The organism is Pseudoalteromonas arctica A 37-1-2 (genome assembly GCF_000238395.3).
GTDB classification, from domain to species: domain Bacteria; phylum Pseudomonadota; class Gammaproteobacteria; order Enterobacterales; family Alteromonadaceae; genus Pseudoalteromonas; species Pseudoalteromonas arctica.
This window is the reverse complement of record NZ_CP011025.1, coordinates 2,731,775-2,747,774: the sequence shown is the minus strand read 5'-3', so window position 1 is coordinate 2,747,774 and position 16,000 is coordinate 2,731,775. Positions and strand designations below refer to the sequence as shown.

At 38.1% G+C, this 16,000-nt stretch carries 15 protein-coding genes and 1 other RNA gene; 6 read left to right on the top strand and 10 right to left on the bottom strand.

The annotated features are described in order from the left end of the window. The first annotated feature begins 226 nt into the window (after positions 1-226). Positions 227-583: a transfer-messenger RNA gene (gene ssrA, locus PARC_RS12440) on the top strand. A 104-nt stretch (positions 584-687) separates the two neighbouring features. On the opposite strand, the gene PARC_RS12435 is transcribed toward ssrA, so the two are convergent. The 3 genes from PARC_RS12435 to PARC_RS12425 all read right to left on the bottom strand — a co-directional run bounded on the left by PARC_RS12435 (position 688) and on the right by PARC_RS12425 (position 3,258). Further along, positions 688-1,764: a hypothetical protein gene (locus PARC_RS12435; protein ID WP_010554642.1), complete on the bottom strand. Its 1,077-nt coding sequence runs from the start codon at positions 1,762-1,764 to the stop codon at positions 688-690. Positions 1,765-1,921: 157 nt separating this feature from the next. Next, positions 1,922-2,218, bottom strand: a complete 297-nt coding sequence (locus PARC_RS12430) for a hypothetical protein (protein ID WP_010554643.1) — start codon at positions 2,216-2,218, stop codon at positions 1,922-1,924. A gap of 35 nt (positions 2,219-2,253) precedes the next feature. Further along, positions 2,254-3,258, bottom strand: a complete 1,005-nt coding sequence (locus PARC_RS12425; RefSeq protein WP_010554644.1) for a YHYH protein — start codon at positions 3,256-3,258, stop codon at positions 2,254-2,256. Between the two features lie 186 nt (positions 3,259-3,444). Between PARC_RS12425 and PARC_RS12420 the strand changes: the two genes are divergently transcribed. Beyond that, complete coding sequence (locus PARC_RS12420; RefSeq protein ID WP_010554645.1) at positions 3,445-4,203, top strand: sulfite exporter TauE/SafE family protein; 759 nt, start codon at positions 3,445-3,447, stop codon at positions 4,201-4,203. A 179-nt stretch (positions 4,204-4,382) separates the two neighbouring features. On the opposite strand, the gene PARC_RS12415 is transcribed toward PARC_RS12420, so the two are convergent. Continuing rightward, positions 4,383-5,018, bottom strand: coding sequence for an SDR family oxidoreductase (locus PARC_RS12415; RefSeq protein ID WP_010554646.1), 636 nt, complete (start codon positions 5,016-5,018; stop codon positions 4,383-4,385). A 183-nt stretch (positions 5,019-5,201) separates the two neighbouring features. Beyond that, on the bottom strand, positions 5,202-5,525 hold the full coding sequence (locus tag PARC_RS12410; RefSeq protein WP_010554647.1) for a hypothetical protein: 324 nt from the start codon (positions 5,523-5,525) through the stop codon (positions 5,202-5,204). Between the two features lie 315 nt (positions 5,526-5,840). On the opposite strand from PARC_RS12410, the gene PARC_RS12405 reads away from it, so the two are divergent. Continuing rightward, positions 5,841-7,322: an OmpA family protein gene (locus tag PARC_RS12405; RefSeq protein ID WP_010554648.1), complete on the top strand. Its 1,482-nt coding sequence runs from the start codon at positions 5,841-5,843 to the stop codon at positions 7,320-7,322. A gap of 57 nt (positions 7,323-7,379) precedes the next feature. Here PARC_RS12405 and mnmC read toward each other — a convergent pair whose 3' ends face one another. Beyond that, positions 7,380-9,389, bottom strand: coding sequence for a bifunctional tRNA (5-methylaminomethyl-2-thiouridine)(34)-methyltransferase MnmC2/FAD-dependent 5-carboxymethylaminomethyl-2-thiouridine(34) oxidoreductase MnmC1 (mnmC, locus tag PARC_RS12400; RefSeq protein ID WP_033012807.1), 2,010 nt, complete (start codon positions 9,387-9,389; stop codon positions 7,380-7,382). A gap of 178 nt (positions 9,390-9,567) precedes the next feature. On the opposite strand from mnmC, the gene fabB reads away from it, so the two are divergent. Then, positions 9,568-10,779 (top strand): beta-ketoacyl-ACP synthase I, encoded by a 1,212-nt coding sequence (fabB, locus tag PARC_RS12395; protein WP_007582000.1) that lies wholly within the window; start codon positions 9,568-9,570, stop codon positions 10,777-10,779. 103 nt (positions 10,780-10,882) lie between these two features. Here the strand turns inward: fabB and PARC_RS12390 are convergent, their stop codons facing one another. Beyond that, a complete protein-coding gene (locus PARC_RS12390; RefSeq protein ID WP_008169794.1) occupies positions 10,883-11,248 on the bottom strand; it encodes a hypothetical protein in 366 nt (121 codons plus the stop codon). A gap of 51 nt (positions 11,249-11,299) precedes the next feature. Between PARC_RS12390 and PARC_RS12385 the strand changes: the two genes are divergently transcribed. Next, positions 11,300-11,842 carry a GNAT family N-acetyltransferase gene (locus PARC_RS12385; RefSeq protein ID WP_010554650.1) on the top strand — a complete coding sequence of 181 codons (543 nt, stop codon included), beginning with the start codon at positions 11,300-11,302 and terminating at the stop codon, positions 11,840-11,842. Between the two features lie 92 nt (positions 11,843-11,934). Beyond that, the gene (ggt, locus tag PARC_RS12380) at positions 11,935-13,608 is read left to right on the top strand and encodes a gamma-glutamyltransferase (RefSeq protein WP_010554651.1); all 1,674 of its coding nucleotides are present in this window, start codon (positions 11,935-11,937) and stop codon (positions 13,606-13,608) included. A gap of 48 nt (positions 13,609-13,656) precedes the next feature. Here ggt and PARC_RS12375 read toward each other — a convergent pair whose 3' ends face one another. The 3 genes from PARC_RS12375 to PARC_RS12365 form a co-directional block, all read right to left on the bottom strand. Beyond that, positions 13,657-14,517, bottom strand: a complete 861-nt coding sequence (locus PARC_RS12375; protein ID WP_010554652.1) for a Tim44 domain-containing protein — start codon at positions 14,515-14,517, stop codon at positions 13,657-13,659. Positions 14,518-14,681: 164 nt separating this feature from the next. Then, positions 14,682-15,434 (bottom strand): DUF3379 family protein, encoded by a 753-nt coding sequence (locus PARC_RS12370; protein WP_007582005.1) that lies wholly within the window; start codon positions 15,432-15,434, stop codon positions 14,682-14,684. Then, positions 15,434-15,991: a sigma-70 family RNA polymerase sigma factor gene (locus tag PARC_RS12365; RefSeq protein WP_032827217.1), complete on the bottom strand. Its 558-nt coding sequence runs from the start codon at positions 15,989-15,991 to the stop codon at positions 15,434-15,436. The genes PARC_RS12370 and PARC_RS12365 overlap by 1 nt, the downstream gene beginning before the upstream one ends. Positions 15,992-16,000 lie beyond the last annotated feature (9 nt).

Genomic DNA, 16,000 nt, shown 5'->3' with positions numbered 1-16,000 from the left:
TTTTTTACAACTAAAGGTTTAGAAATAGCAAAAACCTTAACTCCTCATTTGAACACAGGTTAAACACATTGTTAAGTAAATGTTTATATAGGCTTGCATAAACTAAATTTTGGTTACTTAACACGCGATTGGCACATACAATTAAAATAAAGCGTTACTAGGCCTTGAGTATCAGTACTTTACTCAGTTATACTGTTTGCACGCTCTGAATTGAGTTACTAATTCAGGGGCTGATTAGGATTCGACGGAATTCAAGAAGCCCAAGGTGCATGTCGAGGTGCGGTTTGCCTCGTTAAACAGCCGCAACCTAAAGTAATCGCAAACGACGATAACTACTCTCTAGCAGCTTAGGCTGGCTAGCGCTCCTTCCATGTATTCTTGTGGACTGGATTTTGGAGTGTCACCCTAACACCTGATCGCGACGGAAACCCTGGCCGGGGTTGAAGCGCTAAAACTAAGCGGCCTCGCCTTTATTTACCGTGTTTGTCCGGGACTTAAAGGTTAATTAAATGACAATACTAAACATGTAGTACCGACGGTCGAGGCTTTTCGGACGGGGGTTCAAATCCCCCCAGCTCCACCAATAAAGGTTTTTGAAATCGTTATTCGAAAACCATAAGAAACCCGCAAATTTGTTAATCCAAATTTGCGGGTTTTTTTATGGAATTTATAAAGTAAAAATAAAGTTTAAGTATTTTTAATTGCGCGTAGCTTCATTTTTATTGCAATCACAAGCAGGCTAAATAATGACAGCATACTTATTAACAACGTTAGATTAAGTATAGGGTTACTTGGCTCGTAGGTAGTGACAGGAGAGTTGTTTACAGTTTGCGAGTTTTGATGTTGCCTAATATAGCTTTGGCTGATCCAATCTACCGCGTTTATCCATTGTACTTTGGCGGGGTCAGTATTGTTTAGCTTCCCTATTGCGTGCTTATCGTTATCTAAGCTTTTTGAAAGTCGTATCAGTTGCTGCCAAAATTCATTTTTAGCGCCTAGGTCGTCTATTTCTTGTAGGTGCTGTTGTAATTTATCACCCCCCATCGTTTTTATATCAGCTTGTCCTGTACTTTGCGCGTAGCTATTTATTAGTGATGAAAAGCGATTAAAGTATTCATTACTTTTTTGTAGGGTTGGGTTAGCTGTTTGATCATTTGTTACTTTTTGTACCGATTGATTTAGGCTATTTTGATCAATCAAATATTGCTTATACTCTTGGTAACTTAAGTTGTTTGTAGTTACATTACTTGGGGTGCCAAAGTTGTTTTTAAGTGCATTAAAACTAATTACGGCGCCTAGTAAGGTAATAATAAAAAGGGCGCAATAGCAAAAATACAATGCACTTTTTAAAGTGTTGTGCAGTAGTTTATATTTATTACTTTGTTCTATAGTTGAGTTTTTACTTGAGGCTGCATCTGTATTTAGTAACTCACTTTGTGCTGAGGTGCTTTTTTCATGAGTGCTCTTACTAATGTGTTTATTAGTATCTTCACTGTGCTCAGTGAGTACTAATTGATTGTTTAGGGGTTTAGTAAGTTGGGGTTCTACTTTAGTTATTAGGCCAAATTTTTTAAGTGATGATTCTGTTTTAACAGCATCAATACTCGATAGGTCTTTTTTTAAAGCGTAAGCTTTTCCATCAAATAATTGAATAACAATATTATGAGGAATATTCAGAAGTTGGCTGAGTTGTTCTTGGGCAGACGTTATATCTGCATCTTGATGTAACTGACCATTAAAAATAATTTTAAATGTAGCGTCCACATTAGTTCCTTGTGCGTGTTATTCCATATTTGGAATTTTTTTATTTTATGTACACAAAAACTAATCTAACAGATAAAGGTAGTACTTTCTAATGGTTTTTTATTTAAAAGCCTTAATAAACAGCGTTAAGGCTTTGGTGTGTAGCTATTATTTTACTTTATAGTTTAGCGAGTGATTTTACAGATTGCTTTTGCTCACTTACGGGTTTAGTTGCTTTGTCTATTATTGTTTCAAGTGGTTTATTTCGAACACACATAAGTACTTTGTTCATTGCTTGGCATGTGCCTGTCGCTTTTTTATCATGGCTTGTGTAGCTGCAATCTTCATTAATGGCTTTTTCTTCACATGCTTCCCAAGGCGCGTTTGAGCCGTGGCCTGCATGACTTAGCGCTGAGCATGAGGTAGCAAGTAAAAAGCCAGTGATTAGTGCTTTTATCACGTTAAATATTTTCATTAGTATCTCAGTTAATTATTTGGTCAGAATGCGAGTTATCTTGCGGTAGCACCTTTTAAACAACCAATAAACATGTTTTCAGATACATCGGCTGCATGGTAGTGGTAACCGCGTGTATCGTCGGTGTGGCCTCTACATTCATCTAAATCAGTGGGTTCTAATCCATCTTCGTTAAGCATGGCAAATATACCAAATCCATCGAGTGCATAACCCATCATGGCGGCATGACCGTCTGATTGAATTTGTGTTTGGCTACAGCCTGCTTCACCGTGGTAGTGATAACCTGCTACTAAGTTAATATGGCCAGCGCAATCATCAAAGGCTGCAATAGTGTATGCGCCTAAAATAGCCTCAACAGGCGCGGGTGCAGCAAGTACAACACCATTGAGAGCAACACCTACATTAGCATTACCAATACTGCTATTTTGAGTGGTTGCAACAGGCATTATTGGAATTAAAAATGATTCTGATATACCGCCATCAACATAATCAATAGAGCATTCTACGCAGTGGTTTTGGTATTGTTCTTCTACGTTTGGACGCGCAGCGCCATCACACGATTCTTGTGTGTCGGTTACATTTACAAGGCCTGTACCTTCGTCGTATAGCTGCCAATGACTATCGTTATATAATGTAGGTAGATTTAAAATAAAGTCTCCGGTTATATCGTAAACCTCACCGGTGCCATCAAACCAAATACCGGCTTCGTCTGCTGTTGAGGTGATATTTTGAGGGCAAAATACACCAATCTCGTAATTTGAAGGCGCACCGGCAATATCAATTTTGTAGCATGAGGCTTCATCGCCATTACTTAGCGTACATGTTTGAGTGGTAATTGATGAAATGAGCGCATCGCTTTCAAAGTTAAAAGGGTCAACTTCTACAACAAAAACGGTTGAAGTATCTGTTGTAGTTCCCTCATCGGTGGTTGTTTCAGTTACGACGGTACTTTCAGCATCGCTACCGTTACAGGCAGCTAAACCCAGTGCAAGTATACACACTGCAAGCGGTGTCAAAATTGGTGTGTTAAATCTTCTCATCAAAAATATCCGGTAATGAAGTTGAATGTATAATATTTGTTAAATGTGCAAACAAAGTGCAAAAACAACGCAACATAGTACATAGCACGAGATATAAGCTGATAAAGTTGCTATAAATGTGTTTAGTACCTTTTTTACTATTTAAATACTGCGACTTAAAAGTACTTAAATAGGCAGTGGAGTTTTATGGATTTTTTATTTCCCGACAGCATGTCTTTATTTTTGTTTTTATTGTTAATGATCACCGCTGGCTTTACTTCTTTTATATCTGCTGCTTTTGGTGCTGGTGGCGGATTAATGCTGCTTGTTGTTATGGCGTCGTTTATGCCAATGGCAGTTGTTGTGCCTGTGCATGGTTTAGTACAGCTTGGCTCTAATGCAAATAGGTTTTTACTCAGCTTTAGGCATATTGATAAAAGCATGTTTGTATATTTTGCATTAGGCGGCTTAGTAGGGGCGGGGTTATCAAGTTTTGTAATTGATGATATATCGCTTGATGCTATGAAGTTAGTGGTCGCTATTTTTGTTATTTATTTACTGTGGGGTAAAACGCCACCTATAAAATTAACCTCTAAGGTGTGGCGTATGGTCGCCGGTGGAATAACTACTTTTATTTCTATGTTTGTGGGGGCAAGTGGTCCATTAGTTGGTAGCTGTTTATATATAAATAATTACGAAAAGTTAAAATTTACGGCAACGTTTTCGAGCGTTATGAGTGTGCAGCATTTATTAAAAGCGATAATTTATGGCGCTGTTGGCTTTAGTTTTTGGCAATGGATACCGCTTATAATTGCCATGGTAATAAGTGGCACTTTAGGAACTTGGTTCGGAATTAAACTACTTAAAAGGATGTCTGGGGATAAATTTAAGCGTATTTTTAGGATAGTTTTAACGTTATTAACGCTGCAACTTGGTTGGCAAGGTATAAAAATATTACTCCACTAATTTGCTTAGTGGAGTAAATTTAATTTTATTAAACATAAATTATTTAAGAGGATTAAATAATTCATTGCGCCAAAAAGTTACTGATATAGAGCGACTATACTGTAATTTTTTGCCTTATCGATGAATTACATATTCTTTGTAATAATTGTTCATATGTTTAATTAAATTGGTATTAAAGCTTATTTAACAGCGGCTTTAATTGGCTTGTCGCCATCAAACAACTCAAAAATGCGATTACTAATAAATGAGTTAGTCGCAATATGTAATAATGCATTAGCTACGTTTTCGCGGCTAATTTTGGCTTTTGAACGATCACTTGGTCGCTGCGTAGTTACTTGCATTGAAGCGCTATCGTCAGTCAATGTACCAGGGCGAACAATGGTGTAATTTAAACCACTATTTATTAGGTGCTCGTCAGCCATGTGCTTAGCAACCAAGTAAGGTTTTAAATCACCTTGAATCGAATCTGGATCGTCAGCACCAATTGAACTGACCATAATAAAGTGGTTAACGCCGTGCTCTTTAGCGAATGTAGCTGCTTTTGTTGCAGCCCATAAATCAATGAGTACAGTTTTATCATCGCCTGTACTTCCACCAGAACCAGCAGCAAAAATCACTTGGTCACAGCCTTTCATTGCATCACCAAAATCACCTTCAAGATCTTGCTCAACAATAGTTAAAAAAGAGCTGTTTAAATCACTTAACTTATTTTTGTCACGCACTAATGCCACAACATTTTGCTCATTTTCTAAAAGTAGCTCAGTTGCCATTTTACCTATTTGTCCGCTTGCGCCAATAATTAGGGTCTTACTCATAATTAACTCCTTCCAATAAATAGTAAAAGTAATGTGCTTACAAACAGACCTTGGGGTAGGGGATTATTTTTAAAGGGTAAAAAAGAGTTTAAATGAGCTAATTTCAAAGAATACTTTAATTAAAGTGCGATGCTTAACTGAGTATTAAAATTAGCTGTTTTTGGTGTGTTTTTTTAGACCTTTTTATTCAACCATTATACTCACTTCGGTCACATGACTACGGCGGTATAGACTAATACGGACTTTACGTTCTTGGTAATTATAAAATAAAGTGCGATATGTATTATTGCCGTTTGTTTTTAAAGGCTCACCTAATTTTTGCTGAAAAAAGCGAGTGATATCAGAAATTGAATCTGTTAAATAACCAGTGCGTACCATTGGGTATTCGCTTGCTACATCCATCGTTGTAACAAACTCTTCAGGAAGTGGGATTTCAGTGACGCTTTGGCTGAGTGCGTTAAACGATAGAGTGCATAGCAATATTATTAAAAATGCTAAAATTTCCATGAGAGTCCTTTGTGTAATAATTTCCTTTTATTAATGCCTACTTTACTGAAATAAAAATTTATGTCATTTAATTTTTATTTTGTATTTCATCGCGTAAAGGGAGGTATCCAATGAGAATGCTTAGCTTGCGTACTTGCTTAATAGACGTTGTCGTTATTTGATGCTTTCGGCTAAGTGACTAATTAAAAAACTTTTATCCCTCTATTCTCCTGAATACCTAGAAGGCTAATAAAGTTATACAAATAAGGAACATTGAATTAAGTTTACTCATTAGGCATAGTGCTAATGTAATCTAATACTTTAAAAGGAATTTCTATGAAAAATAATATTATCAAAGTACTTTTAATTTGTACTACCTACCTGTGCTGCGCGTTTAACCTGCAAGCAAAGCCATTATTAACGGCTTACCCCGATGCGAAATTAGGAAAGAAAGTCACTTTAGCGGGCGAAGAAACACAGTTTGTATCAGCCTTTAACCCTGCGCTAAAAAAATCTCAGCAATTTGAATATAAGACATTTGTTGGAGATGTAAGTCATTTTTCTTATCAAATAAAGAATGTTGCTTCTTTAAAGGTAATGGAAAACTACAAAAACGCTTTAAATGATGCTGGATTTAAAGTTTTGTATACATGTTCTTTAAACGATTGTTATGAAAAGCGAGAGGATAAATTGCTGGCTGAAGAGTCGAGCTATTTCAACGTTTCTAGTTATTACGGGCAACCACATTATATTTATGCAACAAAAGGAGATCTTCCTGAAGCTGCCATTTCGTTATTTGTTGGACAATATAAAAATATGACACAAGCACTTTTGACGACAGTTAATATTAAAGAAATTGAAACTGGGCTGATAAAAGCTGATTTTGAAGCATTCAAGAAAAAAGTTAGTAATAAAATAAAAAAACCTACACATGAAGATCTTAAAGGTTCTGCAGATCATCCTTTATTAAGTCGTTACCCTGGTAGCTATATCGAGGATTATCAAAATGTTGATTATGAGGAGTTTAGTATCCCAATTGGCAAGTCTGATAAAAAAACGAGTACTTCACCTATGCTTGATGTTACAGGAGATTTAACGCGAATTACTTATATTGCGAATAAAGTATCGACGTTAAAAATTTATCATAACTATGTGAGTGCTTTGACTAAAGAAGGTTTTGAAACCGTATTTTCTTGTCAAAAAAATGAATGCGGTACAAAAAGAAAAGAGATTCAAGCATTAGGTGATAAGTTGGCGATTAAATCTGTTTATAACTACTTTCGCGAACCTAGATATCAAGTTATGAAAAATACTGTAAACGAGCAAACTACCTACGTTGCCTTTTTTATAGGTAATTATAATGGCGATTCTCGTATTCAGCTTGTTGTTGCTCGTACAGAGCCCTTAGTGACAGGCCTAATAAAAACGAATAGTGATAAAGTTCTTGAGCAGTTAGAGCAAAAAGGAAAAGCGTCTATTTACGGTGTTTTATTTGATTATGATAAAGCCACTATTAAAGCTGAATCTAAAGAGGCGTTAGATGTTATTGCTCAAGTTATGGAAAAAAATAAAAAATTGAGTTTATATGTTGTTGGTCATACCGATGATAAAGGCTCGCCTGATTATAATTTAAAGCTTTCAAAGCGCCGTGCTGATGCGGTTGTTAACGCATTAATTGCTGATTATGGGGTAGCTAAAGTAAGGTTATTAGCTCAAGGAGCGGGTCCTTATTCACCCGTTGCAACTAATAAAAATGATTTAGGTCGTGAACTAAATCGCCGTGTTGAATTAGTTGAAAGGTTGTCTAGTTCAAAATAATTTATGTTTTTAATTTATATGCACATTAGATCTATTGTTTTAATGTGCATAACTCATTTAAATTTTATTACGAATTAAATCTCTGACGATAAATCGTGCAGGATGAATAGCTTGGCTTACACGTTCGCTTAATGGGCGGGGTTCGTTATTTAAACAACTTACGAGGTGGTCTGCACTTAGCGGTGCGCTGCATAAAGCGCGTGCACCAAAACCGGTAAAGATGTGTAATCCTTGTTGTGGTTTATTAAGTTGCTCATATTGGTAGCGTTTACCTAAACGTAGATTAGCAAAAGCCATTATATAATCACTTTGCTCGCACCATTGCCCAGCCATCGGCAGGTGATCTATAAATGTGCAGCGAACAGCCGCTTTTGCCGAGTTTATATTGCCAAGGGTGGAGGCAAATTCACTTTGCTGATAAAAGCTAAGTAGTTGCTCTTGGTTTAATTGGTTGTCGAGCGCTGTAACTTGGCGGCTTTTAGTGTTTTTTTCAAATGTGGCACCCATACAGTGATGATCTAAATAAGCCGGGGTAAAATACCCTTTATGGCATAGCACTGTTTTAAGTTTGCGTGATTGCTCACTTGCCTCAATATGTGAAACCTGACCGCGTACGCCCACTATAGGTAGCGCTTTTGTTTGCTCAAATGCATCGCTGTGCTCGCCTGCACAAATAATTACATCGCTAAACGGGCCTAGCTGCTCATCATTCGTTAATAAAAACCAACCGCTATCAGTTTTTTTAAGCTGCTTTATATTGCAGTTAAATAGGCTTTTAAATGGGCTTATGCTATTTGCAGCGCTTAGCATAGCGTTTACTAATTGTGGCGGGTTAACCCAGCCGCCTTGTTCAAAAAACACGCCTGAATAACCTGTCGTTACGCCGGCTATTTCATCGCCTTGCTCTGCGGTTACGTTACGCATTAGCTGGGTTGGCCACAGTTGCTTTTGTGCTAAGTTTTCGTGCTTATCAGCGAGAGGTTTTTTCACTGCGTGTTGTAATACGCCGCACCAATCGTAATCAAAGCTAAAGCCGTTTTTGAGTAACTGGTTATACAAACGTTTTGCGTATAAAAAGCTATGTGCAAACAATTCACTGTGTGGCGAGTTTTTAGCTTGTAGGTGAGGGTAAATAGCGCCTTGCACATTGTGCGATGCCCCCATTGCAGGCTTTTCATCTTGGCAGAATAATTGGCTGGTTATGCCTCGTTTAGCCAAGCTGTATAAAATACAGCTACTGGCAATACCACCGCCAATGACCGCTACATTTTTTAAAGTACTGCTATCTTGATTAAAATAAGCGGGGGTTGATTGAGCGTTATTAACATGTTTAAGTTGGCCAGTAAGCATATCTTCTTTTTGATTAAAATTTTTGGCTTTTTTAGTACTAAAGCCAGCCTCTATTAATCCTCGTTGAACAAAGTCAGCGGCAGTAAAAGTCGATAAGGTTGCATTAGCTCTTGTTATATCAGCCATGGAGTTAAATAAACTTTGCTGCCACATATCAGGATTTTTACTTGGCTCAGGCCCATTTAAATACCAAGCATCAACAATTCCTGTTTGCGGATAGCTCATTGCTTGTATTGATTCAAGCGCATCACCAAAGTATAAATCGAGAACAACATTGCCATTATTAAATTCGAGCCGGTGGCATCCTTCTAAATTAATTGGGTAGTTTACTGTTAATTGCTCACTAAAATAACTTAAGGTAGGCCAAGCGGTTAATGCTTGTTTTAAGTCTGTTAATGTTAAGGGATTCTTTTCAAACGAAATATAGTGTAGGCGTTTTACGCTTTTTTCACATTCATTTTGAACTTGCATCCGCTCAAGGTGGTCTTTAAAGCGTTGCCACGTATTTAAAAAGTTTAAACCGGTGCCAAAACCGGTTTCGGCAATAACAAAATGTGATTGGTCATGATTTTGTAATCGTACATCTATATTATTTTGCTCATAGTACACATAATGCGATTGAGCTAAGCCATCGTCATTAGAAAAATAAATATCACCGGAGTCATTAGTCAAAGGTGTACCTAAATTATTAATGTGACTATGTGCGTTCTTAATCATAATTTTTTAAATTTATAGATATATTTTTAATTATTTTACGGGTTTTCTTTGTAATAGTCTGGCGTTATTTATAAGCTAGCAGTTCAGAGTACAAGTGTACGCTAGAAAGCTGACCACTTAGGTGATTAAATTCGCGTAAAATAGAATGCAATTAAGTATTAAGCTAAGGGAATTACCCATGAGAAGAGCTGTAATTACAGGTATCGGTGTTGTATCAAGCATTGGTAACAACAAAGAAGAAGTATTAGAATCGTTAAAAACGGGCAAAAGCGGTATCGCTTTTAACCAAGAATTTGCCGATTATAAGTTACGTAGTAACGTATCGGGTAAAATTGATATTGACGTTAAAGCACATGTTGACCGCAAAGCAATGCGCTTTATGGGTGATGCTGCTGCATATTCTTATATTTCGATGACTCAAGCAATTGAAGACTCAGGTTTGTCTGACGACCAAGTATCAAATGAGCGCACGGGTATTATTGTTGGCTCTGGCGGTGGTTCGTCTAAATGGCAGGTAGAAGCTGCTGATATTTTACGTGAAAAAGGCGTAAAACGTGTAGGGCCTTATATGGTTCCACGTACTATGGCGAGCACTACATCTGCTTGTTTAGCAACACCCTTTAAAATTAAAGGTGTTAACTACTCAATTAGCTCTGCATGTGCAACATCTGCGCATTGTATTGGTAATGCAGTAGAACAAATTCAATTAGGTAAGCAAGATGTTGTTTTTGCTGGTGGCGGTGAAGAACTACACTGGACATTGGCAATGGAATTTGACGCTATGGGCGCACTTTCTACTAAGTACAACGAAACACCAGAAAAAGCGTCTCGTACATACGATGCAAATCGCGATGGTTTTGTTATATCTGGCGGCGGCGGTATTGTTGTAGTTGAAGAACTTGAACATGCACTTGCACGTGGCGCGCACATTTACGCTGAAATTGTTGGTTACGGTGCAACATCAGATGGCTACGACATGGTTGCTCCATCTGGCGAAGGTGCAGCACGTTGTATGCGCCAAGCTATGCAAGATGTAGACAGCATTGATTACTTAAACACGCATGGTACATCTACACCTGTAGGCGACGTTAAAGAGCTTGGTGCGATTCAAGAAGTGTTTGGTGGTAAGTCACCAATGATCAGCGCAACTAAAGCAATGACGGGTCATGCCCTCGGTGCTGCAGGTGTTCACGAAGCTATCTTTTCATTATTAATGCTAGAGCACAGCTTTGTAGCGCCTTCAATTAATATTGATGAGCTAGATGAGCAAGCGGCAGGTTTAGATATTATTACTGAACGTCGTGACGTTGAGTTAAATACTGTAATGTCTAATAGCTTTGGCTTTGGTGGCACAAACGCGACTTTAGTTATGAGTAAGTACAAAGGTTAATTTGAGCTTATAAGCCCTAAATATGTAAACACATATCTGGGCTAAATAGCTTAAAACAAAAAAGGAAAGCCGAGGCTTTCCTTTTTTATTATCGAAAGTTAAATTAACCTTCGTTATGTTCTTTACGCGCTTGCTCAATTTCGTCAGCAATTTCTTGCGCTTTCTGCTTAGTTTTTTCAGTTAACTCGCCAGCAGCTTCTTTGCTTTTAATCCATGCATCAACCGCAATCTCTTTGCCGTCGTCGTACATGTCTAAGCCCATTGTTTTACTTTGCTCTAATAGCTCGTTTAAAGACTCATCATTTTTAAGATCGTTAGTTGTCTCTTTAACGTCGTTCCATGCATCACCAAGCTTTTCTTGCATTTGTGCGCTTTTATCTTTTGCATCTTCTTTTACTTCGTTGGCATCTTCACAACCAGTTAATGTAATTAAAGTGCCTAATAAAGCTAAACCTGCTAATTTATTCATGTGCTATCTCCTTTAGAGACTGGTAATTAATTCGAGGCAGACTATACAACAATGAAAATGAACGCCCCCGTAACAAAACGATTAAATTTTAAATTAATGAGTGAGCACGATTGGCCTCAATTATTTGAACTCGACCAAGACCCCGCCGTAATGCAGTATTTAACGCGAGGTGTACCTACCTCTTTAGAGCAAATAAAAAATGAGGGAGTGCCTCGTATGCTCGCATATAGAAATGAGCTAAAAGGCTGGGGGCTGTGGAGTATCACTATAAAGCAAACCAATATATTTATTGGCTGGGTATTAATAAGACCTATGGATTTCTTTAGTGATGCACCAAATTACAGCGATATTGAAATAGGTTGGCGCTTTAAACAAGCGAGTTGGGGGCATGGTTATGCAACCGAGGCGGCTTTAGCATTATGTGATGAACTCATTAAGCAAGATGACGTTAAGGCGATAAGCGCAACTGCACTAAAAGATAATACGGCCTCTATAACAATAATGAAAAAGTTAGGCCTGCAATTTATAAAAAATTATACACATACAGATGAGCAAGGCGACTTACCCGCGGTACTTTATTCAAAAAACGTTTGAAGATGATTAAATATCAACAGTATAAAGATTGACCTGTCCTTAAATGACGTGCATTAATATGGGCAACAAAAATAATAAATTAAGGATGTTGTATGGGATTGTTTTTTTCACCACGTAAATTAATCGTCAAAAGTGTACTGGTTTTACAGTTCACTACTTTTAGTGTTTTGGCGCAGCCTTTAGCGCAAAGCGCGGTCGCAATGCCTGACTCGTTCAGTGCCGATGCTGCTAAAAGTATATTAGAGCAAGGCGGTAATGCTGTTGATGCGGCTATTACGGCACAATTTGTACTTGCAGTGACGCTTCCTGAAGCCGGAAATATTGGCGGCGGGGGATTTATGCTTATTCAAAAAGATGGCAAAGGCGATTTTATAGATTATCGCGAAACAGCGCCAACAGCGGCTCATCGTGATATGTATTTAGATGAGCAAGGTAATGTTATTGCAAACAAATCAATATATGGCATTCACGCAAGCGGTGTACCTGGCAGTGTAGCGGGTATGTGGCTTGCCCATCAAAAGCATGGCACTTTAAAGTGGGAAACACTAGTACAGCCTGCTGTAACGTTGGCTGAGCAAGGGTTTGTAGTTCCGCCTAAGTTAGCAAAAGGTGTTAGCCATTATATAGCCCATCTAAAAGAGCAAAAAATAAATGTAAACTTTGAAAAATATTTTGCTGATGTAAAAGCCAATAAAATCTTTAAGCAACCCGAGCTAGCGGCAACGCTAAAGCGTATTCGTGATAACGGCCAAGATGGATTTTATAAAGGCGAGACTGCAAATATTATTGCTAAATTTATGCACCAGCATGGCGGTATTATTAATCAAGATGATTTAAAAAATTATACCGCTAAATCACGTACACCCATTAAAGCGAGTTGGAATGGTTATGAAGTACTTACTTCGCCACCGCCGAGTTCAGGTGGTATTGCTATTTTACAGTGGCTCAAAATGTATGAGTTACAAAAACCAGATGCAGGCTTAGCGCATAACTCTACTCAGTATGTGCACTTACTTTCTGAAATAGGTAAACGTGTATTTGCAGATAGAGCAGAGTATTTAGGCGATCCTGATTTTTTTGATGTTCCAGTCAACGCATTAACTAATATTAACTACCTTAAAGAGCGCAGTAATGGCATTTCGTTAACCGCTATCTCGACTACCGAAAATATTAAACCGGGCCTTAAAGAAAGTGAGCAAACTACGCACTTTTCAATTGTTGATAAAATGGGTAACGCTGTAGCAAATACCACCACAATAAACCTAGGGTTTGGTAGTGGTGTCGTTGTTGAAGGTGCGGGATTTATTTTAAATGATGAAATGGACGACTTTAGCGCCAAACCAGGCGTTATGAATGTGTTTGGTGCAATAGGCGGTAAAGCTAATGAAATACAGCCACACAAGCGTATGTTGAGTTCTATGACGCCTACAATACTACTTAAAGACAACACCGTTAAAATGGTGATAGGCTCGCCTGGTGGCACAACCATTATTAGCTCTGTGTACGAATCTATCTTAAATGCAGTAGAGTTTGATATGAGTGCAGAGCAGGTTGTAAATAGCCCTCGTTTTCATCATCAATTGTGGCCTAAAAATATAATTAGAACGCACATTGGTTTAACCGATAGCGTAAAAGCAGAGCTTACAAAAATGGGTTACACCATAGACGAGAGACACTTTGGTGACTTACACGTTATTATTAATAAAGAGGGTCAATTAGATGCCGCTTCTGAAGCATCAGGGCGCGGTAAATCAATTGTTTTTTAAATAAAAAAACACCGCGCTAAAAAGCGCGGTGTTTAAAATAATAAAAGCTTATTGAGTATCAATTAAATCTTCAACACCCACTATTAGCCATGGAGCATCGTCTGAAATTAGACGCTCTAAGTGCCAAATTTCTAAAATATGCTGTTCTTTTTTATCGCCTAAATCACGGTACTTACCTTTAAAGCGAACACTAGCCTGCCACGATTGCGCGTTTGTATCTGCGCGCACAAGTTCGGCATCAATAAACATCACTTCTGTTTCTACGCTTTGTATAGCTTCACGTTCAGCTTTAAATTCGGCAACAAGTGCAGGGCTTAAGTATTCAGCCATTGTGGTGTAATCGGCATTGTTCCATGCAGTTTGTAGCGTATGGTAATGACTACGGGCACCTTGCAAAAAGCCATTAACGTCAAAGTTAGGTGGTAAATTAAAAGGCACAATTTCACCTTGTGGCGCGCTGTTAGCAAAGCCTGTACTCATTGGCTGCTCGATTGGTGCTTGTTTAAAAGCATTTTGCTGAGCACTTGTACCTGCACTGGCATTTGCAAGTTGTGGGACACGATTAGCACGTAAAAAGCCCGTTACTAGCTTAAATAAAATAAAGAGTCCGCCAGCTAATAAAATCATTTCTAATAGCTGAAAACCTTCAAAATCGTCGCCTAACATTGCTGCAATTAAGCCACCAGCTAAAAGACCACCCAAAACGCCAGCCATAATGCCTTTTTTATTTGATGTGGCTTTAGGTGCTGCTGTTGGGGTTGTTGTATCTGCTTTTTGTTTTTGTGCTGTTTGTTGTGTTGCAGGAGTTTGTCCACGTTTACTACTGCCAAACTTTTTACGTGCGTGTGCATCAAAACTGGCAGTACATAATAATGCCAATAATGAAAAAATAACGATGATGTTCTTCATGAAATTCCCTAATTAAAATCGAGCCGCGATTATAATTTACTTTCTTTAGGAATTTAATTAATTACTTTAAAAATCAGAGGTTTTGGGTATAAAAGAAAAGGTTTGTTGGTGAGTATACAATCAAAAAACCGCTCAGTAGAAACTAAGCGGTAAATTTGTTTATTTTAAAGCCAACGAATAGCGCCAGTAACGCGTTCGTTATAAGTATTTAGAGGTGCTCCAACACTTGCCACTAAAATAGTATCTGCTTGTGAGCCTCGGTTAATATGACCTTCAAAGCGCTCGTCTTTGAAATTATCATCGCCAAAACCAAATGATTTATTTTCAGAAGGCACTATAAATACCGTCATAGGACCAAAGTCAGACTCAAATATCAAATGTAGCCCTTTTTCGCCTTTAAAATCACAAAACATAGCGTAAGTTACATCACCAGGAAGCTCATCAAGATGACCACCTAATACTGCAAGCTTGTCGTTAACGCTTTGTAGGCTAATGGGCTCTTTTTTATCAAGCGCACTAATTTCGTAGTACACATGGGCAAGCGCATGCTCACCCGCTTCGTGTGCAATATTTTGCTCTGTACTAAAAAAGAAGGCACTAATAGCCACTACAAAAGATGCAGCTAATGCAAGATGCACGCGGTCAAGCTTAAAACGCGAGCGGGCATCAACTACATTTTTTCCTGTTGCTTGCTCTTCTTGTAGTGCTTTTTCTTTTAACGATGTGTTTAAAAGAATGCGGTCTGCAAGGTTTTCAGGCACAGGTATATCTAAAGAGTCTTGAATAAATTTATCAAAATCTTTCATATCGTTAATAAAACTTTGTCGCTCTGGGTTATTGTTAGCAAACTCCATGAGCTCCTTGTCAATGTCGTTTGGCTGCGCAATAGTGCGGCGACGAAACTCAAGTTCATCCATTATTTTGATGCCCCTTTAAGTTGTTCATCATCACGGCTTAAAGCCTCTTTAAGTTGATTTCGGGCACGGTATAAACGAGTCATTACCGTGTTTTTATTTAAATTAAGTATACCTGCAATCTCTTCGCCAGAGCAGCCCATTACAACTTGTAGTAATAATGGCTCTCGGTATTCATCAGATAACAGGGCAATCTGGCGTTGGATAACCGTTTGCTCCATTTCATCATCTAATGAGTGGCTGGTTTCATCAACAAGCGTATCGTTTTCTACGTCGCTGTAATCAAACTGTTTACGTTCAAATCGGCGCGCATTTTCTCTTCGTAATATAGTAAGCAGCCAAGGTTTAGCTGCCTTTTGATCAAGTAAAGAGTCGAGAGAACGCCACGCGCGTAAAAACGTTTCTTGTACTAAATCATCTGCTATGTGCGGATCACGGCATAACCAATAAGCAAAGCGATAAAGCTCTTTATTGTAAACGTGGACCAAGGCTTCATAACGCTTTTGTTTCTCTGCCATATCGATTAAGACCTGATTGTTTGATTTTTTCTTTCCAAGCATAAGCACTTT